At 38.1% G+C, this 22,597-nt stretch carries 24 protein-coding genes and 1 pseudogene; 8 read left to right on the forward strand and 17 right to left on the reverse strand.

Features of this window, described 5'->3' with window-relative positions; translation table 11 throughout:
- Window positions 1–35: 35 nt before the first annotated feature.
- From NG743_RS25065 to NG743_RS25115, 11 genes are all read right to left on the reverse strand, one after another.
- Complete coding sequence (locus NG743_RS25065; protein WP_257121107.1) at window positions 36–305, reverse strand: hypothetical protein; 270 nt, start codon at window positions 303–305, stop codon at window positions 36–38.
- Between the two features lie 204 nt (window positions 306–509).
- Window positions 510–1,319 (reverse strand): DUF3800 domain-containing protein, encoded by an 810-nt coding sequence (locus NG743_RS25070; RefSeq protein ID WP_027401326.1) that lies wholly within the window; start codon window positions 1,317–1,319, stop codon window positions 510–512.
- 346 nt (window positions 1,320–1,665) lie between these two features.
- Entirely contained in the window at window positions 1,666–2,118 is a 453-nt protein-coding gene (locus tag NG743_RS25075; RefSeq protein ID WP_257121108.1) for a hypothetical protein, read from the reverse strand.
- On the reverse strand, window positions 2,103–2,552 hold the full coding sequence (locus tag NG743_RS25080) for a type II toxin-antitoxin system VapC family toxin (protein ID WP_027401322.1): 450 nt from the start codon (window positions 2,550–2,552) through the stop codon (window positions 2,103–2,105). Before NG743_RS25080 ends, NG743_RS25075 begins: the two co-directional genes overlap by 16 nt.
- Window positions 2,553–2,558: 6 nt before the next feature.
- Entirely contained in the window at window positions 2,559–2,888 is a 330-nt protein-coding gene (locus tag NG743_RS25085; protein ID WP_027401321.1) for a hypothetical protein, read from the reverse strand.
- A 387-nt stretch (window positions 2,889–3,275) separates the two neighbouring features.
- Window positions 3,276–3,677: a type II toxin-antitoxin system tRNA(fMet)-specific endonuclease VapC gene (gene vapC / locus NG743_RS25090; protein ID WP_027401320.1), complete on the reverse strand. Its 402-nt coding sequence runs from the start codon at window positions 3,675–3,677 to the stop codon at window positions 3,276–3,278.
- Window positions 3,678–3,689: 12 nt separating this feature from the next.
- On the reverse strand, window positions 3,690–3,992 hold the full coding sequence (locus NG743_RS25095; RefSeq protein ID WP_035081365.1) for a hypothetical protein: 303 nt from the start codon (window positions 3,990–3,992) through the stop codon (window positions 3,690–3,692).
- 167 nt (window positions 3,993–4,159) lie between these two features.
- A complete protein-coding gene (locus NG743_RS25100; protein ID WP_027401319.1) occupies window positions 4,160–4,600 on the reverse strand; it encodes a type II toxin-antitoxin system VapC family toxin in 441 nt (146 codons plus the stop codon).
- Window positions 4,597–4,887, reverse strand: coding sequence for a hypothetical protein (locus NG743_RS25105; protein WP_027401318.1), 291 nt, complete (start codon window positions 4,885–4,887; stop codon window positions 4,597–4,599). Before NG743_RS25105 ends, NG743_RS25100 begins: the two co-directional genes overlap by 4 nt.
- 227 nt (window positions 4,888–5,114) lie before the next feature.
- Complete coding sequence (locus NG743_RS25110) at window positions 5,115–5,507, reverse strand: type II toxin-antitoxin system PemK/MazF family toxin (protein WP_051424235.1); 393 nt, start codon at window positions 5,505–5,507, stop codon at window positions 5,115–5,117.
- Entirely contained in the window at window positions 5,461–6,240 is a 780-nt protein-coding gene (locus tag NG743_RS25115; protein ID WP_257121110.1) for an AbrB/MazE/SpoVT family DNA-binding domain-containing protein, read from the reverse strand. Before NG743_RS25115 ends, NG743_RS25110 begins: the two co-directional genes overlap by 47 nt.
- Window positions 6,241–7,631: 1,391 nt before the next feature.
- Here NG743_RS25115 and NG743_RS25120 point away from each other — a divergent pair.
- Window positions 7,632–7,883, forward strand: a complete 252-nt coding sequence (locus NG743_RS25120) for a type II toxin-antitoxin system Phd/YefM family antitoxin (RefSeq protein WP_027401316.1) — start codon at window positions 7,632–7,634, stop codon at window positions 7,881–7,883.
- A complete protein-coding gene (locus tag NG743_RS25125) occupies window positions 7,876–8,151 on the forward strand; it encodes a type II toxin-antitoxin system RelE family toxin (RefSeq protein ID WP_027401315.1) in 276 nt (91 codons plus the stop codon). Before NG743_RS25120 ends, NG743_RS25125 begins: the two co-directional genes overlap by 8 nt.
- A gap of 109 nt (window positions 8,152–8,260) precedes the next feature.
- Here the strand turns inward: NG743_RS25125 and NG743_RS25130 are convergent.
- Window positions 8,261–8,523: pseudogene (locus NG743_RS25130) on the reverse strand (WecB/TagA/CpsF family glycosyltransferase); the annotation flags it as partial.
- Window positions 8,524–8,968: 445 nt separating this feature from the next.
- On the opposite strand from NG743_RS25130, the gene NG743_RS25135 reads away from it, so the two are divergent.
- The gene (locus NG743_RS25135) at window positions 8,969–9,964 is read left to right on the forward strand and encodes a protochlorophyllide reductase (RefSeq protein ID WP_027401313.1); all 996 of its coding nucleotides are present in this window, start codon (window positions 8,969–8,971) and stop codon (window positions 9,962–9,964) included.
- Window positions 9,965–10,018: 54 nt separating this feature from the next.
- On the opposite strand, the gene NG743_RS25140 is transcribed toward NG743_RS25135, so the two are convergent.
- Window positions 10,019–11,035 carry a sulfate/molybdate ABC transporter ATP-binding protein gene (locus NG743_RS25140; protein ID WP_027401312.1) on the reverse strand — a complete coding sequence of 339 codons (1,017 nt, stop codon included), beginning with the start codon at window positions 11,033–11,035 and terminating at the stop codon, window positions 10,019–10,021.
- Between the two features lie 204 nt (window positions 11,036–11,239).
- Here NG743_RS25140 and ilvA point away from each other — a divergent pair, with 204 nt between their 5' ends.
- Window positions 11,240–12,751, forward strand: coding sequence for a threonine ammonia-lyase, biosynthetic (ilvA, locus tag NG743_RS25145; protein ID WP_193962212.1), 1,512 nt, complete (start codon window positions 11,240–11,242; stop codon window positions 12,749–12,751).
- 40 nt (window positions 12,752–12,791) lie between these two features.
- On the opposite strand, the gene NG743_RS25150 is transcribed toward ilvA, so the two are convergent.
- Window positions 12,792–13,253, reverse strand: coding sequence for a pyridoxamine 5'-phosphate oxidase family protein (locus NG743_RS25150; protein ID WP_027401310.1), 462 nt, complete (start codon window positions 13,251–13,253; stop codon window positions 12,792–12,794).
- 874 nt (window positions 13,254–14,127) lie between these two features.
- Between NG743_RS25150 and NG743_RS25155 the strand changes: the two genes are divergently transcribed.
- Both NG743_RS25155 and NG743_RS25160 read left to right on the forward strand, forming a co-directional pair.
- A complete protein-coding gene (locus NG743_RS25155) occupies window positions 14,128–15,087 on the forward strand; it encodes an IS110 family RNA-guided transposase (RefSeq protein WP_193965010.1) in 960 nt (319 codons plus the stop codon).
- A gap of 362 nt (window positions 15,088–15,449) precedes the next feature.
- Entirely contained in the window at window positions 15,450–18,173 is a 2,724-nt protein-coding gene (locus tag NG743_RS25160; protein ID WP_027401309.1) for a cation-translocating P-type ATPase, read from the forward strand.
- A gap of 126 nt (window positions 18,174–18,299) precedes the next feature.
- On the opposite strand, the gene NG743_RS25165 is transcribed toward NG743_RS25160, so the two are convergent.
- On the reverse strand, window positions 18,300–19,202 hold the full coding sequence (locus NG743_RS25165; protein ID WP_257121113.1) for an alpha/beta fold hydrolase: 903 nt from the start codon (window positions 19,200–19,202) through the stop codon (window positions 18,300–18,302).
- Between the two features lie 98 nt (window positions 19,203–19,300).
- Here NG743_RS25165 and NG743_RS25170 point away from each other — a divergent pair, with 98 nt between their 5' ends.
- Together NG743_RS25170 and NG743_RS25175 are read left to right on the forward strand one after the other, a co-directional pair.
- Entirely contained in the window at window positions 19,301–20,167 is an 867-nt protein-coding gene (locus NG743_RS25170; RefSeq protein WP_193962210.1) for a shikimate dehydrogenase, read from the forward strand.
- Window positions 20,168–20,186: 19 nt separating this feature from the next.
- Window positions 20,187–20,327, forward strand: a complete 141-nt coding sequence (locus NG743_RS25175) for a hypothetical protein (protein ID WP_257121115.1) — start codon at window positions 20,187–20,189, stop codon at window positions 20,325–20,327.
- Window positions 20,328–20,468: 141 nt separating this feature from the next.
- Here NG743_RS25175 and NG743_RS25180 read toward each other — a convergent pair whose 3' ends face one another.
- Window positions 20,469–20,918: a hypothetical protein gene (locus NG743_RS25180; protein ID WP_152540413.1), complete on the reverse strand. Its 450-nt coding sequence runs from the start codon at window positions 20,916–20,918 to the stop codon at window positions 20,469–20,471.
- A 109-nt stretch (window positions 20,919–21,027) separates the two neighbouring features.
- Window positions 21,028–22,395 (reverse strand): tellurite resistance TerB family protein, encoded by a 1,368-nt coding sequence (locus tag NG743_RS25185; protein WP_257121116.1) that lies wholly within the window; start codon window positions 22,393–22,395, stop codon window positions 21,028–21,030.
- Between the last annotated feature and the right edge of the window lie 202 nt (window positions 22,396–22,597).

Genomic DNA, 22,597 nt, shown 5'->3' on the forward strand with positions numbered 1-22,597 from the left:
AAAAAGGATATTGGGAAGTTGAGAGAGTGCGATCGCTATTTGGGGAGTTGAGGGGGTGCGATCGCTGTTTGGGGATTTGAAGGGATGCGATCGCTGTTTGGGAAGTTGGAGGGGTGCGATCGCTTTTGGGAAGTTGGAGGGGTGCGATCGCTGTTTGGGAGTTGAGGGGATGCGATCGCTATTTGGGGAGTTGAGGGAGTGCGATCGCTTTTGGGGAGTTGAAGGGATGCGATCGCTGTTTGGGAAGTTTGGAGGGGTGCGATCGCTGTTTGGGGAGTTGAGGGAGTGCGATCGCTCTTTGGCACGTTGATGGAGTGCGATAGCGTAGCTTACCGAAGGTATCGCTGTTTGGGGAGTTGAAGGGGTGCGATCGCTCTACCAAAACCATAAAAACCTCAATCAGATATTGACAATTAACAAATCAGAAGATAATATAAAGGTAGGCATAGCCTGGGGGTAGTCGTATGACTGCCGCATCATAAACCGCTTACGTAGCGGTTTTGTTGTTTTTATGGGCTATCAAAGCAATAATACTTAATTCCTAAAGTAGTAACTTGATCCTGTTGTAACCTACAATCCACAAGTAAATTAGCATTTTTAAGGGCTAGAAATGCTTGATTATCAGGACTATCTTTACTACGCACAACTGGATACAAACATAAATCAGCAATTTGCATAACACAACTAGCTTTTGTTTTGCTGTCTATTCCTCTTAATAATTTTGATAAATCATCAGCAGATAAAGGTGAATATTTATCAGATGTCGTAATATTAAAAGGTTGACCTTTAGCTCTTAAATCGTAAAAATATTGTTTTAGCAGATTATCTTCATTTTTACCTGCTGCTTCAAAATAAACCATTAAACTACCATTATTAATAGCTGCATATTTAGCACTACGTTCTATTAAAATAGAAAACGCACTTTTCATCATTTCCCAAGTATTTTCACCATACTTTTCTAAGTAACGATTGAGATATCCTTGACGAGAGATAACACAAGCATGAACAAGTATAGGACAACTAATTATAGTTTGTGTCAAATCTTCCAAAAATTGCTGCTGTTCAACCTTAGATAATTTACCTAACCAAGCAAATCCTTTTTTCTTAGAGCGTATTTCGTTACCATGTAAAGGTTGTTCTTGACTAATATTCCAACGATTTTTAAAATCTAGTACCAATTGATTAATAATTTGTTCATCACTTCTTTTAATTAAAACTCCACCCATAGCAAAAACAGGACATTCATCTTTAGGATTTGGTTTTGCACTACCAGATTCATCAATATATATAGCAAATTCAATATTATCTTGTTGATTCATTTTCTAATTTTGTTAAATTTAATAAATTTCCTAATAGTATTACATAATTTAACGGCAAAAAGGGATACTTGACTAGAAAATATAAAATTCGCTTTCTCTTCTTCTATTCCTTCGTGTTCTTCGCTTCTTCGTGGTTCGTTAAAAAAGGATGTTGGGAAGTTGGAGGGGTGCGATCGCTCTTTCTCTGTGTTCTCTGTGTCTCTGTGGTTCGTTAAAAAAGGATATTGGGAAGTTGAGGGGGTGCGATCACTGTTTGGGAGGTTGAGGGGGTGCGATCACTGTTTGGGAGATTGAGGGGGTGCGATTGCTGTTTGGAGTTGAGGGGGTGCGATCGCTGTTTGGAAGGTTAAGGGGTGCGATCGCTGTTTGGGGAGTGAGGGAGTGTGATCGCTTTTGGGAAGTTGGAGGGGTGCGCTGTTTGGAGAGTTGAGGGAGTGCGATCGCTGTTTGGGGAGTTGAGGGGGTGCGATCGCTGTTTGGGAAGTTGGAGGGGTGCGATTGCTGTTTGGAGTTGAGGGGGTGCGATCGCTGTTTGGGAAGTTGGAGGGGTGCGATCGCTGTTTGGGGAGGTTGAGGGAGTGCGATCGCTATTGGGGAGGTTGAAGAGTGCGATCGCTGTTTGGGAGTTGAGGGGTGCGATCGCTGTTTGGGAGTTGAGGGGGTGCGATCTCTCTTTCTCTGTGTCCTCTGTGTCTCTGTGGTTCGTTAAAAAAGGATGTTGGGAGGTTGAGGGGGTGCGATCGCTGTTTGGGAAGTTTGAGGGGATGCGATCGCTCTCACCGTTTAAATTTCTTGCCATTCTCTAGCATCAATAAAAAGAGAAAGATGCTTTTTATTACTTGTGGCAATAATTACCTCATTTCCATAATTAGCAACTAAAATAGATTGAGCAGCTAAAATAACATCACCATCTAAAGCCTTATTATCTGCTGTAGATTTACCTTTATTTCTCACCTCAGCCCATAATTCTGCTGCTTTTAACATTACTTCTGTGGTAATAGGAAGATAAATAATTTCTGATTTAAGTTGATTCAGTTTTCTAATTCCTGATAACTTATTTGCTCTTAATAATTCCCGTCTAATTTCATAATCTATAATTTCTGGTAAAATGACTTCATAACCTCTTTCAAAAAGACTATAAAACCATTCTTGACATTGCACAGATAGAGGATTTCCTTTAGGATTAGTAATTAATCCCACAGGTGCAGAATCTAAAATAATAACCTTACTCATTGTATTTTAAATTGAAATACCATTCATTGATTCAATAATTTCTAAAGTTTCTTGTTGTTCTTGTTGATCATCTGATTCATTCCATGACTCGAATAATCTTTTAATATTGGTTTTTCTATGTTCTTTTTTAATTGCATCACTTTCATCAATTTCCTTAATAGAATTTTCCCAGTTCTTTAAAGATGTCTGTTTCATCGTCACACTTTGACGAAATAACCGGACAATTTGTAGTAATTCTGGTATATATTCTTCTGGAGTATGTTCAATTTCTACTAATAAATCATTGCGGGGTTTTGCTGATGATTTAGCTGTAATGGATTGGTGATTGTTAATCATAAAATTCTAGATTTGATTATTTTTACATATTACCAGTATATCGGATCAGAATAAGCAATGTTTGAAATTTATAAAATGTGATAACTGCTGTTTGGGAAGTTGAAGGGTGCGATAGCGCAAGCACTGACTTGTCAGTTCGCTGTTTGGGGAAGTTGAAGGGGTGCGATAGCGAAGCGCTCCGCAGGAATCGCTTTTGGGAAGTTGAGGGAGTGCGATCTCTCTTTCTCTGTGTCCTCTGTGTCTCTGTGGTTCGTTAAAAAAGGATGTTTGGGAAGTTGGAGGGGGTGCGATCGCTCTTTCTCTGTGTCTCTGTGGTTCGTTAAAAAAAGAATGTTTGGGAAGTTGAGGGGATGCGATAGCGTAGCTTACCGAAGTTATTGCTATTTACTAAATCTCCCAATCTTCTAATTTTAAATTATCAATTCTACTAAATTCTCTAGTATTGTGAGTAATTAAAGTTAAATTATTAGCCATTGCAATAGCAGCAATATGTAAATCATTATTACCGATAGGAGTACCTTTAGCAGCCAATTTACTACGAATTTCGCCATAAATTAAAGCACATTGATCATCAAAATACAAAGAAACAAACCTCCCTAAAAATTCCTGCTGCTTTTGCAGAGTTTTTGCAGGATTATGAGTTCTCATTGCACCATAAAATAACTCAGCTTTGACAATAGAACAAACGACTATATCTATATCGGATAAATCTTGAAGACGCTGAATAATCTTTTCTGATCTTTGATTAAGATATTGAATACAAACATTACTATCTAATAAATATTTCATCAGTTTGTATTCCTAAGAATTAATCATTTCTTCTAAACTGTTATCTAAGCTATCATCAATTCCTAAATCATCCAGAATAATTGGATCATCAGCACAACTTCCTGCTGTTTGATTAATAAATTCTTGCCAGTTTAATTTGTGTTTTTCTGTGTTTATCGAAGTTGTTGGTTTATTGATCAAATTTTGACGAAATAAACGGATAATTTCTAATATTTCTGGTATGTATTCTTCTGGAGTTTGGGCAATTTCTAATAATAAATCGTTCCAGGGTGTCGTTGAGGATGTTTCTGTGATGAGTTGGTGATTATTAATCATAAAATACTACATTTGATGATTTTTACATATTATCAGTATATCAGATCAGAATTAGCAAGTGTAACTTACCCAAAGTATCGCTGTTTGGGAAGTTGGAGAGGGTGCGATAGCGAAGCGCTCCGCAGGAATCGCCATTTGGGAAGTTTGAGGGGATGCGATCGCCATGATTAAACAATACTACGTGGATCAACAACTACAATATCCGAAAACCGTTTAAAATCATCAACATTAAATGTCAATAAATGTGTAATATTATGAACTACCATAGCCGCAGCTAAACGTGCATCATGCACCTGTTTTCCCATCACTTGATGTTTAATAACCAGAGATTCCCACTTAGTAAAAATTTGTGGTGTATCCAATTCCAATATAAATATCTTTTTAAGTTTTTCGCTTTCTTCTTCAGCTTGAGTGATAGATAAACCTAAGCCATTTTTATCAAGTGGTCTTGTAGCAACAGCCCAAAATTCAATTATATTTTGTGGAATAATACATAAAAAATTACCTTGCTTTTTGAGCGTTAAAATTGCCCTTTGAGTATCAAGGTGCATCGGACTATTTTTTTGTACCAAACGCAGTAAAATATTAGTATCTACCAGATATTTCATAACATTTCATCTTCTCTGGTATAAATACTATCTCTACTAATAGCTGCATCTGAAAGTGGTGGTGCTACAGCAAAAGCAGGACTATTGATTAAATTCATTAGTGCTGTTTCCCAATCTTCATCATCCGTTACTTGAGAAAAAGATTTTTCATCTTGATTTTTCAAACTATCTTCAATTAAAGATTCAAGATAAGATTCAATTGATAAACCTTGTTTATTAGCTTGGGTAATCAGACGATCTTCTATTTCTGGTTTCAATTGTAGCTGTATAGTTTTATATTGTTTCATATTCTTAGATTCTAGTTAATTAATATCAAGTAAAACTTATGATTAACTTGATCTATTAAAAGTATATCAGATTTAAAAACCGATTTAAACACCGAAGGTATCGCTGTTTGGGATGTTGGAGGGGTGCGATAGCGAAGCGCGACCTAGGAATCGCTGTTTGGGGAAGTTGGAGGGATGCGATATTAGTATTTTACTAATTGCTTTTATCCTCAGTCATTACAACACTTTTAATCTTGCTGAGGATAGGGAATTATCATAGATAATATACTAATGACTTCAGTAACAAATTCAACTGAAACTTTTTCAATAAATTCAGCTTTTCTTGCTTTCCAATCAACGCTTTTAAGATGATCTGCTAAAACAACGCCAGTAGTATTTATACCGTCAGGTACAGGAAATTCAAAAGGATAATTTTTTATAGCGCGAGTTATTGGGCAGACTAAGGCAAGACCAAAATCATTATATACCATAGGAGAAATAATTAAAGCACGGCGATGACCAGCTTGTTCATGTCCTACTTGAGGGCTGAAATTTAGCCATACAATGTCGCCGCGCTCCGGCACATATACCTTACTACCAAACTTCGTTACCAATTGCTTCACCCCAGTCACTTTCACCATGAGAATTTAGAGGAGTTATTTTTACTAAGAACTCTTCCAAATTATACCTCTTACATGGTGTTTTTTTCTGCTGGGTAGGATTATTTTCAGAGGTATTAGAAACTATTTGCTCATATTTATCTATTAACCGAGGTAACCGTACACCAACATCAGAATCACTCAATACATTAAGAAGATAACTCTTGAATTGCAAAAACGAATCTTCGTGTTTTTTGCAAACAGCTTGAGAAATGCCAAGTTCAGATAAAGAATATTTTCCTTGAGCCAATAATTCTTGGATATAACCAAACAAAATCAAATCCTGAAGCTTCTCAGGAAGATAGTTCCAGTAATTCTCTACGATTCTGGAGTGAACATAATTAATTTCAGAAACTCTTTCGACAAACTTCTGAAAAGCCATGTCCAAGAATTTTTCTTCAAGTGCGTAACTACGCTTTGATTTATTTTCAGAATCAGGAGCAGGAATACGTTTAGTAAGCTCCTTGATTTGTGAACCTGTAATAACAAGCTGTTCTTGAAGCTCAAACAAAATTATAAATTCTTGAAGAGCCTCAGAGAGCTTATATTTTACCTGATCTATGTTTATGCCTTGACGTTGTGCAATATTTCCAAGAAATTCATAAAATTCAGCATTGGAAGAATCACAGGCTAAACACTGCTCTAAGAATAATTGAGCTTCTTCAAGCCGAAATTCTTCAAAATAACCAGGTTTGATAGCCTCTAGGATACCCATTTGCAACACCTAAGCTTATAAAGCGCATTATATTTTAACTCTACCTTAGCTTCTCTGACGAAAAATAACAAGACCTTTGACTATCAAGATTACTAAATTAACCAGTATAATTAATAACAGCAAGTGATAACACTAATTTTCTGAATGAGTTTGGCTTTATAGCTAACAAACTTCACCGATAGCATACTGTAATTTACTCTGTGAAGAAGTACAGTAAAAACGTAATTAGATGTGAGCAGTCTTTGCTGAAACGTAATGATTTTAGTGATGAGTGCAATACACTGTGTCTCTTTGGTTCGTTAAAAAGAGAAGTTGAGGGGATGCGATCACTGTTTGGGAGTTGAGGGGGTGCGATAGCGAAGCGCGACCTAGGAATCGCTGTTTGGGGAAGTTGAGGAGGTGCGATCGCTCTTTCTCTGTGTCCTCTGTGTCTCTGTGGTTCGTTAAAAAAGGTATGTTGGGGAGTTGAGGGGGTGCGATAGCGAAGCGCGACCTAGGAATCGCTGTTTGGGGAAGTTGAGGAGGTGCGATCGCTCTTTCTCTGTGTCCTCTGTGTCTCTGTGGTTCGTTAAAAAAGGTATGTTGGGGAGTTGAGGGGGTGCGATAGCGAAGCGCGACCTAGGAATCGCTGTTTGGGGAAGTTGAGGAGGTGCGATCGCTCTTTCTCTGTGTCCTCTGTGTCTCTGTGGTTCGTTAAAAAAGGTATGTTGGGGAGTTGAGGGGGTGCGATAGCGAAGCGCGACCTAGGAATCGCTGTTTGGGGAAGTTGAGGAGGTGCGATCGCTCTTTCTCTGTGTCCTCTGTGTCTCTGTGGTTCGTTAAAAAAGGTATGTTTGGGAGTTGAGGGGGTGCGATAGCGAAGCGCGACCTAGGAATCGCTGTTTGGGGAAGTTGAGGAGGTGCGATCGCTCTTTCTCTGTGTCCTCTGTGTCTCTGTGGTTCGTTAAAAAAGGTATGTTTGGGAGTTGAGGGGGTGCGATAGCGAAGCGCGACCTAGGAATCGCTGTTTGGGGAAGTTGAGGAGGTGCGATCGCTCTTTCTCTGTGTCCTCTGTGTCTCTGTGGTTCGTTAAAAAACGATGTTGGGGAGTTGAGGGGGTGCGATAGCGAAGCGCGACCTAGGAATCGCTGTTTGGGGAAGTTGAGGAGGTGCGATCGCTCTTTCTCTGTGTCCTCTGTGTCTCTGTGGTTCGTTAAAAAAGGTATGTTGGGGAGTTGAAGGATGCGATAGCGCAAGCGCTGACTTGTCAATTCGCTGTTTGGGGAAGTTGGAGGAGTGCGATAGCGAAGCGCGACCTAGGAATCGCGCACAAACTTAAATTTTGTACAATTTGCCAAAAACAAACAAATAATCTATAATCTTATGTAACCCTATAAATTTTATGAGGTGCTATGTCTGTCATCAGTGCAAGTGAAGCGCGTGCTAACTTTCCCGATATTATGAACCGTGCAGAATATCGTGGAGAAAGAATTTTAATTCAGCGTCATGGTAAAGCTGCGGTAGCGATAATTAGTATTGAAGATTTAAAACTATTAGAGGCTATAGAAGATGCTATAGATTCTGCTAAATTGAGACGTGCAATTGAAGAAAATGAAGGATTTACCACCATAGAAGAAATAATAGCAAAACGCCCCAATGAGTGAAAGATATACATTGAGGATTGCGAAAACTGCGGAAAAAGACTTATTAGACTTACAACCAAAACAATATAAACAAGTTGTTTCTAAAATACTATCACTTCAGGGTAATCCTCGTCCTCAAGACTATGCAGCTTTAAAAGGTTATCAAGGAGGTTATCGTATTGATCAGGGTGAATATAGAATTTTGTACACCATTAATGATGATAATAAATTAGTTGATGTTTTTCGGGTTGGTAAACGCAATGATGATGAAGTTTATAAAAATTTGTAACTTCGTTTAGTTACCTGTTAGCAAAGTTTACCAAAGGTATCGCTGTTTGGGAAGTTGAAGAGGTGCGATCGCTATAGTATAATTATAAAAAAGTCAAAAAGTCAAAAACCTACTTAGATGCAAATTTATTTGAGATTTGCTTTAAAGCTAACCACATAAAGGTTGGGATAGTTGTACTGTAGCGATTAAATAGTCTCAATGGTTCTTGAATCAAACGATATAACCACTCACATCCTAAATGACGTATCCAATAAGGCGCTCTTTTATGACTTTCTGCAAAGACAGAAAACGCCCCCCCAAACCAATCATCACAGCCTGAATTTTGTCTTTGTGTTGGTTCATCCATAACTCTTGTTTTGGACATCCTAAAGCCATTAGCATAACATCCCCCCGTCTCTAACAATTCTTCGTGAGTTTTATCACAATTGGCGCGAATATTGATAACGAAACTGAGGTTTTAGAAGGCTTAAAAGCAGGCGATCGCATATTCATATTTATTGACCTACCTAAAACCTAAGAAAAAGAGGATATCCCTGTTCTGTCAGATTGGGATATGCTCAAAATGACTTAATCATTTGATTCTATAGGTATGGGTAAAGCGAAAGCTAAACTATTACATATATATGGTTCTTCTCGTCTTGTCAAGGTCTATTTTTAGCTGTGTTTAGTATATTTAATCCCCGCAAGGGGACTGAAACTTTTATCAAGGATTTAGTGGGGGTTAATAATTTCAATCTCAAGAACCTTTAAAACCATGAGATCATGAGATCATGTAGACTGTTTTGTAATTAAACTATCATCAAAGGAGTCTGAACAAATGGAACAAAATCGTAAGTCAACGGCAATCATTACAGGTGCTTCTTCGGGAGTTGGTTTGCAAGCAGCAAAAGCTCTCGTAGATAAAGGAAACTGGCACGTTATTATGGCTTGTCGTGATTTAATTAAAGCTGAAAAAGCTGCTCAAAGTGTGGGAATCCCCACAAATAGCTACACACTTATGCAAATTGATTTAGGCTCTTTAGAAAGTGTTCGACAATTTGTAAATAATTTCCGAGCCAGTGGCAGAACCGTAGAAGCTTTGGTTTGCAACGCTGCCATTTATATGCCTTTAATTAAAGAACCTTTATTTTCTCCTGAAGGATATGAATTAACCGTTACCACAAATCACTTAGGACATTTTCTCCTCTGTAATTTGATGTTGGCAGATTTGCAAAAATCACCTGCAACTGATAAACGATTGGTAATTTTGGGTACTGTTACCCACAACCCAGATGAATTAGGTGGAAAAATTCCTCCTCGTCCAGATTTGGGTAATTTTGAAGGTTTTGCCGCAGGTTTCCAAAATCCCATTTGCATGATTAACGGTAAGGAATTTGAACCAGTCAAAGCCTACAAAGATAGTAAGGTATGTAATGTTCTGACGATGCGCGAACTACATAACCGGTTTCATGAATCCACTGGAATTACTTTTAGTTCTCTCTATCCTGGTTGTGTGGCAACTACGGCTTTATTCCGCAATCACTATCCTCTATTCCAGAAAATTTTCCCCCTTTTCCAAAAGTATATCACTGGGGGATTTGTGACTGAGGAATTATCAGGAGAGCGGGTGGCAATGGTAGTTGCTGATTCTGAATACAAACAATCTGGTATTTATTGGAGTTGGGGAAATCGTCAAAAAGAAGGTAGAACATCTTTTGTGCAAAAAGTTTCCCCCCAAGCAAGAGATGACGAAAAAGGTAGGCGGATGTGGAATCTTAGCTATGACTTGGTAGGATTAGGAAAAGAATCTGAAAAAGCAAAATCTCTAATTTAGTCAGTTGTCATTGGTAAGGGGGAAATTTTTCCCCTGTTCCCTCTTGCCTCTTGCCTAAATTGAATAATAAAGTGGAAAAGATTTCGCATCTTTCGGTTTAACATAAACCTTTTTTTGTGGTTCTAATTTTAATTCATCGAACCGTTCCCGTGTTAAGTGGGCTGTCATCATTTGTCCATCATCTAAGGTTAATTCAACTTGAATTTCCCAGCCTAAATGAATGATTCTGCTGACAATAGCTTGTGCTGTTGTGCCATTACCAACTGTTTCAATGATGATATCTTGGGGACGCAAAAATGTTTCTGGGTTTGTTGATTCAAAACCACTACTTTGGAAGATTTTTGCAGAACTGGGTAATACGTTCACCGGACCGATAAAACTCATCACAAATGCAGATGCGGGATGATCATAAATTTGTGCGGGTGTTCCTACCTGTTCTACTTTGCCTTTATTCATGACGACAATTTCATCAGAAACTTCCATTGCTTCTTCTTGGTCATGGGTGACGAAAACTGTGGTGACATGAACTTCGTCATGGAGACGACGTAACCAAGCTCGTAAGTCTTTACGAACTTTGGCATCAAGCGCTCCAAATGGTTCATCTAATAAGAGGACGTTGGGTTCTACAGCCAATGCTCTAGCTAGGGCTACCCGTTGTCTTTGTCCGCCGGAAAGTTGGGAAGGATAGCGATCGCCTAATCCACCTAATTGTACCAGTTCTAGTAACTGTTCTACTTTTCCCTCAATTTTCTTTTTGGGGGCTTTACGAATTTCTAAGCCAAAGGCGATATTTTTACGGACAGTTAAATGTTTAAATAGGGCATAGTGCTGAAACACAAACCCAATATTTCTTTCTTGGACACTTTGAAAAGTGGCATCTTTGCCCGTTAAAATGATTTTACCTGTATCTGGTATTTCTAAACCAGCGATTAACCGTAACAAGGTAGACTTACCAGATCCCGATGGACCTAGTAAAGCCACCAGCGAACCACTCTGAATTTCCAAGTTTACCTGTTCAACCGCTTGGAAACTACCAAATTGTTTAGAGACGTTTTCAACTACTATGCCCACTGGTGCTACACCTCTGCAAATAATCTACGGTTTTTAAGTAGGAATACCGTACTTTATATTTATATCATAAATATTGGCAGTTGTATCATTAAAATTCATGAATTAAGTTCACATTTAACCAAACAGTATTTCATACCCAAAACCATTACCCCAAAGACCCAACAAGCGGTAGAATTAACAACCAACCCCAATCCCCCCCTTGATATGTATTGCGACTACCTGGTACAAATCCTCACCGCCCGCGTCTATGATGTAGCCCAAGAAACACCATTGGAATATGCCCCAAATCTTTCCAACCGCATTCATAACAAACTCCTCCTCAAACGGGAAGATATGCAATCGGTTTTCTCCTTCAAACTGCGGGGTGCATATAACAAAATGGTCAATCTCACACCAGACCTACTTAAACAGGGTGTCATTGCGGCTTCTGCGGGGAATCATGCCCAAGGTGTGGCTTTAGCTGCCAGTCGTTTAGGAACAAAAGCCATCATTGTTATGCCCGTAATTACGCCCCAGGTGAAAATCAATGCAGTCAAAGCCCGGGGAGGAGAAGTTGTATTACATGGCAATAATTATGATGATGCTTACGCCCACGCCCGACAATTAGAAGCAGAAAAGGGGTTGACTTTTATACATCCATTTGATGATCCTGATGTTATCGCAGGTCAGGGAACAATTGGTATGGAAATCCTCCGCCAATATCAGCAACCTATTCACGCTATTTTTGTGGCTATTGGTGGTGGTGGCTTAATTTCCGGGATTGCAGCTTATGTTAAACGGTTACGTCCCGATATTAAAATTATTGGTGTTGAACCTGTAGATGCTAACGCTATGTATCAATCATTGCAAGCTGGCGAACGGGTACGATTGTCTCAGGTGGGTTTATTTGCGGACGGTGTAGCGGTACGGGAAGTGGGAGAAGAAACCTTTCGCCTATGTCAACAATATGTGGATGAAATTATTTTAGTGGATACAGATGCTACCTGTGCGGCAATTAAAGATGTGTTTGAGGATACTCGCTCTATTTTAGAACCTGCGGGGGCATTAGCGATCGCTGGTGCAAAACTCTATGCAGAACGAGAACAAATTGAAAATCAAACCCTCATCGCCGTTGCTTGTGGTGCTAACATGAATTTTGACCGGTTACGTTTTGTGGCAGAACGGGCAGAATTTGGCGAACGTCGAGAAGCTATTTTTGCAGTTAGAATTCCCGAAGAAAGGGGTAGTTTAAGAAAGTTTTGTGACTGTATTGGTAAACGCAACCTGACAGAATTTAACTATCGCATTGCTAACGCAAAAGAAGCGCATATTTTCGTAGGTGTGCAAATAGAAAATCGTGCTGACGCTGCGAAAATGGTCGAAAATTTTGAATCTCACGGTTTAAAAACCATAGATTTAACAGATGATGAATTAACCAAACTGCATTTACGTCACATGGTAGGGGGACATTCTCCTTTAGCAGAAAATGAACTCCTTTATCGTTTTGAATTTTCCGAACGTCCAGGGGCATTAATGCAGTTTGTAACTTCTATGTCTCCTGATTGGAACATTAGTTTATTTCATTATCGCAATAATGGTGCAGACTATGGGCGGATTGTGGTAGGGATGCAAGTTCCTCCCCATGAAACAGCAGAATGGCAATCATTTTTAGATAATCTTGGTTATCACTATTGGAATGAAAGTGATAATCCGGCATATAAGTTATTTTTAGGATGATTTTGATATATTCCCGACTTCTTCAAGAAGTCGGGGATATTTAACGATGTGAGAGTTCCAAAAAACTAATAGTTTGCGGCATAAAGCTAGATGAACTTTCCCAATAATCTACTTTATTAACTTTTATTTTTAATAAAGCAATATTGGGTTCATCTATGCCTTTAGGAAACCAAATTTCTAATCCTGGCTGCCATTTTGATTGAATTTCCTGACGTTCTCTTGTTAACTGGGCTGTTCCTAATATGGAAACAAATCGTTCTTGATTAGGTGCGGAAAAACTCACATTCACCTGTTGATGATGTTGAATTTCTACGACTTTATGAGAATTAGCTGGGGTAAAAAACCAGAGTGTGGCATCATTATCAATTTCATTCCACATTGACATGGGACGACTATGTAAACTGCCATCATCATCAATTGTGGTTAACATCCCACATTCAAGACCTTCAAGCAATTTACGCAATTCCTGCACTTGTGGTTTTGTGTCTAAAGATTGTGTCATTATTTCTAGAATTCTAGTTTTATAAACATTAGTGATATTTTTAGTGTTAAGGTTTTTCGATTTATATACGTGAGTCTAAAGGGGGAATTATTAGAATCTGCTATGACAAATTTATAACTAAATAAATATATCTTCAAGAAGATGTTAATAAAATATAGATGCTATATCAAAAATAGGGGAATAAAAATTCATGTCAAATATAAATAATGTATCTTATATAGTATAGGACTCCTATTTGATTTTTGATAGCTTGCGTGGCGTAGCCATACAAAACTCGGTACACCTTCATATTCTGAAATCCTCTTGCCTCTTGCATGATTGCCTCTTGCCTTCCTACGCAGGAAAATTCACAGAATCAAACCGGAGTCCTATATGTCTCATGCAAAAGGGATATATTTTGAATATTCAATAAGTAAATGGAGGTTAATTTTTATAATTAATGCAGATAGGATAACCACTCTAAAAGAGTTTAATTTTAAAGAAGATGCAAGTAAGATTTTTAATAGATGAAGACATCTGAAACAATAATAAACTAACTCAATACTGTTCGGTTAACGAAATTTTCTACTTAAATAACCTATTGTATAAAAACAAAAAATCCTTGAAGATGTTGGGTTTTCTCAACCCAACCTTGTATCTTAGAGGTATGTTAGAAGAAGTGGTAGACCGTCCCAACCTGGGTCAGAAAAGACCGCTTTGTAGCAAGGATCACCACAACAATCTCCATGACAGAACTCGAACAGTCGCCTGGGGTAAAAACTATGAACAAAGACATAGATAATATAGCCCGTATCGTGCAAGGATGAGTGAAATCAAGGGGATGAATAAAAACAAAACAAATTAAAAAGAAGTAATTGAAATTGGAGAGTTAAAAATGGATTATATCTCCCAATGGGTAGGCATTGACGTAAGTAAAGCAACACTTGATGTTTATATCCGTCCAATGGGTAAAGCATTTCAATTTGCTAATACTGAAACAGAAATAGCTAATCTAGTTAAGCAACTTCAATCTAACGATTTAAACCTAATCGTACTGGAAGCAACAGGAGGACTAGAAACAGAATTAATCATTCAATTGCAAGCGGCTCTTTTACCAGTAGCATTAATCAATCCTCGTCAGGGAAGAGACTTTGCTAAAGCTACAGGTAAGTTAGCCAAAACCGATGCCATTGATGCACAGATTTTGGCGCATTTCGGTGAAGCAATGAAACCGGAGGTGTTAGCAATCGAAAGTGAAATGTCACGTCAATTAGGCGAATTAATTAGTCGCCGAAGACAATTAGTAGAAATGTCTACAGCGGAAAAGAATCGCCGTGACCGCGCTCGTGGTAAAGCTTTGACAGATATTGAATCCCATATTGATTATCTTGAGCAACATCTTCAACAACTCAATCAAGAAATTGAGACGTTGACCCAAAATAATCAACAATGGATTGATAAAGTCAATCTACTCAAAACTACTCCTGGCGTTGGTCAAGTAATTTCTACCACTTTAGTTTCTGACTTACCAGAATTAGGTCAATTAACTGCCAAACAAATCTCTCGCTTAGTTGGTGTTGCACCAATTAATCATGATAGTGGTCAGCACAAAGGTAAGCGCATGATTAATGGTGGTCGCGCCCATGTTCGTGCCATTCTTTATATGGGTGCTGTTGTTGCCATGCGTCATAATCCTGTTATCAAAACTTTTTATGAGCGCTTGGTTGAACGTGGTAAACCCAAAAAATTGGCCATTACTGCTTGCGTTCATAAAATGTTAGTTATTTTAAATGCGATGATTCGAGATCATCTTCCTTGGTCTATTTCTCAAGACTCACAACCAATTTCTGCATAAAGTTCTACTGTCGTTTTTATACCTCCAATCTAGTTTGGTAATTTATGGCAATCTATAATTTACCTGTTTTGTTCTGTTCTGTTTTTCTCCTCTATTTTCTGACTTTTTTCCTAGACTTTAAATTTTTCCTTAACGATCGCTTGACAATCAAGACAGTCGCTACATATTTTCATTTTTTAACCTTAACCGAACAGTATTGTAAACTAACTGAACTATAAAATTATCCTATCAGGGTAAGTAGGTTGGCGTTAAAATTGTCGTTGGGGCAAGGGAACAGGAAGAGAGTTTTGGGCGATTTTACTTTTCTTCACATAACTTTAAATTTTTCAGTTCACCTACTTAAGATTTTGGAGCAAAAAATTATGACGGCATCATCTACAAATCAATTAACAGAATATAAATGGCATAACTTACCTGTACAGGAAGTAAGTCAATATTTAAACAGTAATATCGAAACAGGTTTAACTACTACTGAAGTAGCAAAACGCAAAGAAAGTTTTGGAACTAATGAACTGAAAGCAAAACGCGGAAAGAGTGCTTTACTAAGGTTTTTATTGCAATTTCATCAACCGCTACTTTATATTTTATTAATTGCTGGTGCGGTTAAAGCATTTTTGGGACAATGGGTAAATACCGGAGTAATTTGGGGTGTAACTTTAATTAATGCTATTATTGGTTTTGTGCAAGAATCAAAAGCAGAAAGTGCGATCGCTGCCTTAGCATCTTCAGTTAAAACTAACACCACTATTATCCGTAACAGAAATAAACTCCAAGTTCCTTCTACTGAATTAATCCCCGGTGATATCGTACTATTAACATCAGGTGATAAAGTACCAGCCGATTTACGACTTGTACAAACACGGAATTTACAAATCAACGAATCAGGATTAACAGGAGAATCGGTCGCTGTAGAAAAAAATACCCAACCAGTACAAGCAGATGCAGTTCTAGCAGAACGCACTAATATGGCTTATGCTGGCAGTTTTGTCACTTTTGGCACTGGTAAAGGTATTGTCGTTGCTATTGGTACAGCCACAGAAACCGGGCGTATTTCTCAATTAATGGAACAGGGAAACATCCTCAAAACCCCTTTAACCCGGAAGTTTGACAAATTTAGTCGCACCCTACTTTATATTATTTTAGGAATTGCATCTTTAACATTTGCCGTCGGCTTGGGATACGGTAACACCTGGGTAGAAATGTTTGAACCTGCGGTAGCTTTTGCTGTGAGTGCCATTCCTGAAGGATTACCTGCTGTAGTTACTGTCACCTTAGCCATTGGTGTTTACCGCATGGCCAGCCGTCACGCCATTGTTCGCAAGTTACCCGCAGTGGAAACCCTGGGAGGTGCTACAGTGATTTGTTCTGATAAAACTGGGACTTTGACTGAAAACCAGATGACAGTACAAGGCATCTATGCAGGTAATCAACATTATACAGTCACGGGTACAGGCTATGCACCAAGCGGGGAAATTTTGCTAGACGAAAATCCTGTAGATATTCATGATATTCCTCCTCTAGCAGAATGTTTACAAGCTGGTTTGTTGTGCAATGATTCCCACTTAGAAGATAAAAATGGACAATGGATAGTAGTTGGTGATCCTACCGAGGGCGCATTAATAACTGCTGCGAATAAAGTCGGGTTAACCCATAATAATTTACAAGCAACTATATCTAGGCTTGATGTCATCCCCTTTGAATCAGAGTATCAGTACATGACAACTCTCCATGAAATTGAACAACAAGAACGAATTATTTACGTTAAGGGTTCAGTAGAGGCGATTCTCAAGCGTTGTCAACAGATGTTAAATTCCTCTGGGAAACTTTCTCCTGTGAATGCAGAAACTGTAAATCAGCAAGTTGATACAATGGCGCATCAAGGTTTACGGGTGTTAGCTTTTGCGAAAAAACCAGTTTCTGAGAATCAAGATTCATTGGATCATCCAGATATCGAGAATGATTTGATTTTCTTAGGTTTACAGGGGATGATAGATCCACCCCGTGCTGAGGCTATCAAGGCGGTGCAAGCCTGTCAACAAGCTGGTATTCGGGTGAAAATGATTACAGGTGATCATGCTGTGACGGCGGCAGCGATCGCCTCTCGCATGGGTTTTAATCATCATCGGGAAGTGAGGGCTTTTACAGGTGCAGAACTGGCGAAAATGGACAAACCAGAACTGGCTACAGCGATCGAAGATGGGGTAGTATTTGCCCGTGTAGCACCAGAACAGAAATTGCGAATTGTGGAAGCACTGCAATCTAAAGGTGAAATAGTCGCCATGACGGGGGATGGTGTCAATGATGCACCAGCGTTAAGAAAAGCGGATATTGGTATTGCAATGGGTGGGGCGGGTACGGAAGTAGCCAAAGAAGCCGCTGATATGATTTTGACAGACGATAACTTTGCCTCTATAGAAGCTGCGGTTGAGGAAGGAAGAACAGTTTACAGTAATTTGTTGAAAGCGATCGCCTTTATTCTCCCTGTGAATGGAGGTGAATCTATGACGATTTTAATTAGCGTTTTGTTAGCCAGAGATTTACCAATTCTCTCTTTACAAGTTCTGTGGTTAAATATGGTGAATTCCATTGCTATGACAGTTCCTTTAGCTTTTGAACCCAAGTCTGATCAAGTAATGCAACAACCCCCACGTAACCCCAATGAAAAATTACTTTCTCCTAATTTAGTTAAACGTATTGTCCTCATTTCTATCTTTAACTGGATTTTAATTTTTGGCGTATTTGAATGGATAAAACAAACAACTGGAGATGTTGCTGTTGCCAGGACAATGGCGATTCAAGCTTTAGTAGTAGGCAGAATTTTTTACCTGTTAAGTATTACCCAATTAGGTATTGCTATTGTTGATAAAATTCGCGGAATTAATCGAGAAATTGGCGATCAAAAGGCAATATATGTGGGAATTGCCAGCACTATTATTTTGCAGATAATTTTTAGCCAATGGGGTTTAATGAATAAATTATTTTATACAGCCCCATTGGCATGGAATCAATGGTTAATTTGTCTGGTTGTTGGCTTACCTATGATTTTAGTAGCAATCTTTGCAAATCGCTTAGATTCTCAGTTTTAAGCCAATACAGTTTAGTTATGGCTAATGTCTCTTTAGTGTAATACCAATTTTATCTAGCAATCCTATTTAATTTATGAACATTGCAAGAGTCAAATCCCCGACTTCTCTAAGAAGTCAGGGATCTGATTAGCTTAAACTAATTACCCAATCACGTAAATGTGAATTTACTTGTTCAGGAATTTCGTCATGGGGACAATGACCGGCTGTGAGAAAATATTCTGTTAATTGGGGATAATATTCATGAAACTTTTGTGACCGTTCTCGCGCTTTCATCCAAGGATCTGCTTCTCCCCATAATAACAATAAAGGAGAAGTTAATTGTTTGAGTAAGATGTCAACTTTCGGACCTTGAGGACTGCTAAAAACAGAAACAAATACATCTAATGCCCCTTTATCAAAAGCCGGACGCTGAATTTCTGCTACTAATTGATCTGTAATTGCCGTTTTATCAAGATAAACTTTTTCTAATGTGCGGCGAATTACCCACTTTTGGCGGGTATATTGAAATAACAAAGATTGCGCTAAACGTTGTTTAAAAAACCATGTAACAGTTTTTCCTAGAAGTTTTTGCAGAGGATTTATAGAAGGTTGAATTTGATTTTCTGGTTGGGAAAATGGACCTGCACTATTCAGTAATACTACACCTGCCGCACTGTCAGGACGTTGGGAAGCAACGCATAAACAAGCGTAACCACCTAAAGAATTACCTGCTAAAATGGTCTTCTGACCAATGATTTCACTAATAAAATCATGGAGTTGGTCGCACCACAAGTCACCGCTATACTGTAAATTAGGTTTTGCGGAACGCCCAAATCCTAAGAGGTCAATGGCAAATACTTGGAAATCTGCACTCAATTCTGTGATATTCTTGCGCCAATGGTCTGTGGAAGCACCAAAACCATGTACCAATAGCAAGGGTGGACGTTGGGATTGTACTGCACCTACTTGGACATAGTATACGTTGTGTCCGCGCCATTGCCAATATTGACCAGGAATCGGATTTGTAGAAGGAGTGATACTTGTTTGCATATTGCCAAGAAATATTAAGTTACTGTGAATAATTGTAAATTAAATTATTTAACAACGGACAACTGACCACTAACAACTGACAACTAATAAAAATAAAAATGATTACTGGAAAAACACAACTTTTGGGAGTCATTGGACATCCTGTGTCACATTCTCTGTCACCATTGATGCACAATGCGGCTTTAACTAAACTGGGATTAGATTATGTGTATTTGCCTTTTCCCATTGCACCGGAGAATTTGGAGAGAGCGATCGCAGGTTTTGCTAGTATTGGTATGGTAGGGTTTAGCATTACAATTCCCCATAAACAAGCAATATTACCGTTATTATCCGAAATTTCCCCTATCGCCCAAGCTATCGGTGCAGTGAACACTGTCACTCGTCGAGGTGATAAATGGGTGGGGACAAATACAGACGTGGAAGGATTTATTGCCCCATTACAAACAACATATCATCAAGATTGGAGTCAGAAAAGAGCGGTAATTTTAGGAAATGGTGGTGCAGCGAGGGCTGTTGTTGCTGGTTGTATTCAACTCGGTTTGGCAGAAATTCATGTTGTCGGGCGGAATTTACAGAAATTACAGGCATTTCATCAAAGTTGGCAAAATTCACCCTTTGCAGATAAATTTCAGGTGCATGAATGGACAGAATTACCAAACCTACTTCATCAAGCTAACTTATTAGTAAATACGACCCCTATGGGAATGTATCCCCATATTGAAGAATCGCCATTGAGTAGCCAAGAAATTAGTTATTTGCCTGGTGATGCCATTGTCTATGATTTAATTTACACCCCTAAACCCACAAAATTTTTGCATCTAGCCGAAAAACAAGGAGCAATTATTATTGATGGTTTAGAAATGCTAGTCCAACAGGGTGCAGCAGCCTTAAAAATCTGGTTACAACAAGATACTGTTCCCGTCAACGAAATGCGTCAAGCATTGCAAAATCACCTGGGGATATAGCAGGAAAATAGATGCTGGTGTGAAATTTGCTATTGCGAATGCAATAGAAAGACATCGTAGGTTAGGAGAATCAATTAGTATTTTGCGAGATGGTAAAGTTGTGACTTTGACAGCAGATGAAATACCACCTCGCAATGTTAACATTAATTTTCCTAATTAATTTTAAAACCTAAAAAGTTGGAAAAAAGTTATAGATATTGAGAACAGGAAAGTTTTTTCACAGAGTAACATAATAGGTTTATTCAAAGAAACATCATTCTAAAACTCCATCCTAAAACTCCATCCAACTTTTTCTGATAATTTAGATATCTGCTCCTTCTGCTAAACCTTCTGCATTTTCACGAGGAACACCAAAATCTATAAGGGTCTGAACATCTTGAATATAGTTACCTTCACCTTTATGAAACCAACCTTTTTTTGTTTTTTGAAATAGTAATTGCCCTGCCCAACCATTTGGATTTTCTCGACTAACAATCAAATAACTAGCTAGTAACCAATCACCACTCATTATTAATGGTGAAACTTTAACCTTGGCACTTTTTCCTAAATAAATACGATCCTTTTTAAAATCTTGAATTAGGTAATTAAAGACCATTCTTTTGATTGGTCTATATTCATCATCAGCAGTACCAGGATTAATAAGTTTTTGGGCAGAAACAGGTGTTATAAAACTCAATTCTATCCCGCCAAACATAACGATTATTAGTGCTAGGATCACACTAAAATTTGATGCAAATTTGTAAAATTTCATAACCATTTCCTTAGTTGTTATATTTGAAATTATCGCACTCAGTGTAGTCTTGTTTTCTTGTTTAAGACTTTCATGAATTTAACCATCATAGACAATAGTGATCGCTTGCTCAATTATGGCTTTCAGGTAGTGCTAAAAAAGGGTTAATTACCCTACGAATTTCTTGAACTTCATCCCATGAAACACCTAACTTATATGCCATACGGTTATGAAGTTCCAATTCTGAAAACTCAGCTTTCCCATCAGCAATAGCAATTTGCCAAGCTACACATAACATAAGACGATGTTTTACTCGCTCATTATCACTTTGACGGCAAGTTTTATCTCGATGTTCTTCATCAAAAAGTATACTGCTTCGGATAATGTCTTCAAAACTCTGACGTTGATGTATAACTTTTCTAATTAAATCTCGCTCTTGTTTTCTAATACCAGAGGTACTCATTAATCTATCTATAGTATCTTCTTCTTCTGGTGCTAAGTGACCATCAACCCAAGCCATTGGCAAAGCCGCTATGATAACTTCTGATACAAATTTACTCATTTTGGCAGCTTCATCCTTATTTTTCCAATTCATCAAATTGCTATAAATCCCTACAGTTGCTAATACTCCCAAACCAACAGGACCAGCAACCGTAAGTAATGCGTATTGGGATGCGCCGACAACAATACCACCTGTGGACATTCCAAAAATGCCTTGTATTGTTGTCAATAAACTAGCATGGACAAATACTGATGAAGCAGCAGTTGAAGCTCCCACACCTGCCACAGTTCCTATAGCTGCACCTGTACTAAAAGAAAGTGCCTCTTTTGTCCAATCATCACTATTATTGTCCTTTAATAAATCAGCAGTAGTATCTAGAGAGTAAGTAACGGACTTATTATTGAAGTACAATTTCAAGCCTTCTAATTCATGATTAACATAGCCTTGAAAAGATTTGTCATTAAAGTTTATTCCCTGTTTATTTCCTTCTTCATAGATTTTCTGACTGGCATTATTAATAGTATCTGTAAGTTTTTGCCAAGACTTTCCGAAAACAGCTTTCAAGTCTTTAATATCAGTTTCTATGTCGCTAATTCCTGCAAAATTTCTCTCTTGCAGCTTGTTTATGTAATAGCCTTTGTTAAGGCTAAAAATTATATCTAAAAGTGACAAAGCTACTACAATAGACAAAGAGGCAGCAATAGGGGTAGTAATAGCACCGATTAAAGGTATACCCGTAAAAGGTATAAGAGAATAAGCCATGAAAGTCAAAATACTGCTGATTACCAGTAGTCCACCCATTAATATTTTGCGTTCTTTAGCAGATGAATCAATATCTGAATATAAAATGAGAATGAGTCGAATATAGGAAGGAATTTTGGGGATACGAGTGATGGTAAAATTTAGAACAGCAGACAGTACAGGAACTAAAAGGGCAAAAATGGTACTGAGGACAGGTAGGACTGTCTGAAGTATAAAAGGAAGAATCACTGGCATAAAAGAGTAGTGAAGATAAAGTAATTAGTTTAGTGAATGCTAAAAACCTTTTATATAAAATACATACTTATAAGTAATTAACAAAAGTAAATTTACTTATTTTTACAAAAAAATACTGAGTATAAGTTGTAGCTATGTTCGTAAATTTACTATATATCGCCTTCTGACTGTTATTGCTGCCAATAGACACAAAAAAATAAGC

Origin of the sequence: Dolichospermum heterosporum TAC447 (assembly GCF_024584745.1) — a bacterium.
In the GTDB taxonomy this organism is placed as follows: Bacteria; Cyanobacteriota; Cyanobacteriia; order Cyanobacteriales; family Nostocaceae; genus Dolichospermum; species Dolichospermum heterosporum.

Excerpts from the sequence above, each read along its gene's own strand:
- NG743_RS25185 (WP_257121116.1), bottom strand. The coding sequence starts at position 22,395 with ATGCCAGTGATTCTTCCTTTTATACTTCAGACAGTCCTACCTGTCCTC.
- NG743_RS25080 (WP_027401322.1), bottom strand. The coding sequence starts at position 2,552 with ATGAGTAAGGTTATTATTTTAGATTCTGCACCTGTGGGATTAATTACT.
- NG743_RS25085 (WP_027401321.1), bottom strand. The coding sequence starts at position 2,888 with ATGATTAACAATCACCAATCCATTACAGCTAAATCATCAGCAAAACCC.
- vapC (WP_027401320.1), bottom strand. The coding sequence starts at position 3,677 with ATGAAATATTTATTAGATAGTAATGTTTGTATTCAATATCTTAATCAA.
- NG743_RS25155 (WP_193965010.1), top strand. The coding sequence starts at position 14,128 with ATGGATTATATCTCCCAATGGGTAGGCATTGACGTAAGTAAAGCAACA.
- NG743_RS25170 (WP_193962210.1), top strand. The coding sequence starts at position 19,301 with ATGATTACTGGAAAAACACAACTTTTGGGAGTCATTGGACATCCTGTG.
- NG743_RS25095 (WP_035081365.1), bottom strand. The coding sequence starts at position 3,992 with ATGATTAATAATCACCAACTCATCACAGAAACATCCTCAACGACACCC.
- NG743_RS25165 (WP_257121113.1), bottom strand. The coding sequence starts at position 19,202 with ATGCAAACAAGTATCACTCCTTCTACAAATCCGATTCCTGGTCAATAT.
- NG743_RS25115 (WP_257121110.1), bottom strand. The coding sequence starts at position 6,240 with ATGGGTATCCTAGAGGCTATCAAACCTGGTTATTTTGAAGAATTTCGG.
- NG743_RS25070 (WP_027401326.1), bottom strand. The coding sequence starts at position 1,319 with ATGAATCAACAAGATAATATTGAATTTGCTATATATATTGATGAATCT.
- NG743_RS25110 (WP_051424235.1), bottom strand. The coding sequence starts at position 5,507 with ATGGTGAAAGTGACTGGGGTGAAGCAATTGGTAACGAAGTTTGGTAGT.
- ilvA (WP_193962212.1), top strand. The coding sequence starts at position 11,240 with ATGTATTGCGACTACCTGGTACAAATCCTCACCGCCCGCGTCTATGAT.
- NG743_RS25075 (WP_257121108.1), bottom strand. The coding sequence starts at position 2,118 with ATGGCAAGAAATTTAAACGGTGAGAGCGATCGCATCCCCTCAAACTTC.
- NG743_RS25150 (WP_027401310.1), bottom strand. The coding sequence starts at position 13,253 with ATGACACAATCTTTAGACACAAAACCACAAGTGCAGGAATTGCGTAAA.
- NG743_RS25100 (WP_027401319.1), bottom strand. The coding sequence starts at position 4,600 with ATGAAATATCTGGTAGATACTAATATTTTACTGCGTTTGGTACAAAAA.
- NG743_RS25105 (WP_027401318.1), bottom strand. The coding sequence starts at position 4,887 with ATGAAACAATATAAAACTATACAGCTACAATTGAAACCAGAAATAGAA.
- NG743_RS25120 (WP_027401316.1), top strand. The coding sequence starts at position 7,632 with ATGTCTGTCATCAGTGCAAGTGAAGCGCGTGCTAACTTTCCCGATATT.
- NG743_RS25135 (WP_027401313.1), top strand. The coding sequence starts at position 8,969 with ATGGAACAAAATCGTAAGTCAACGGCAATCATTACAGGTGCTTCTTCG.
- NG743_RS25125 (WP_027401315.1), top strand. The coding sequence starts at position 7,876 with ATGAGTGAAAGATATACATTGAGGATTGCGAAAACTGCGGAAAAAGAC.
- NG743_RS25160 (WP_027401309.1), top strand. The coding sequence starts at position 15,450 with ATGACGGCATCATCTACAAATCAATTAACAGAATATAAATGGCATAAC.
- NG743_RS25180 (WP_152540413.1), bottom strand. The coding sequence starts at position 20,918 with ATGAAATTTTACAAATTTGCATCAAATTTTAGTGTGATCCTAGCACTA.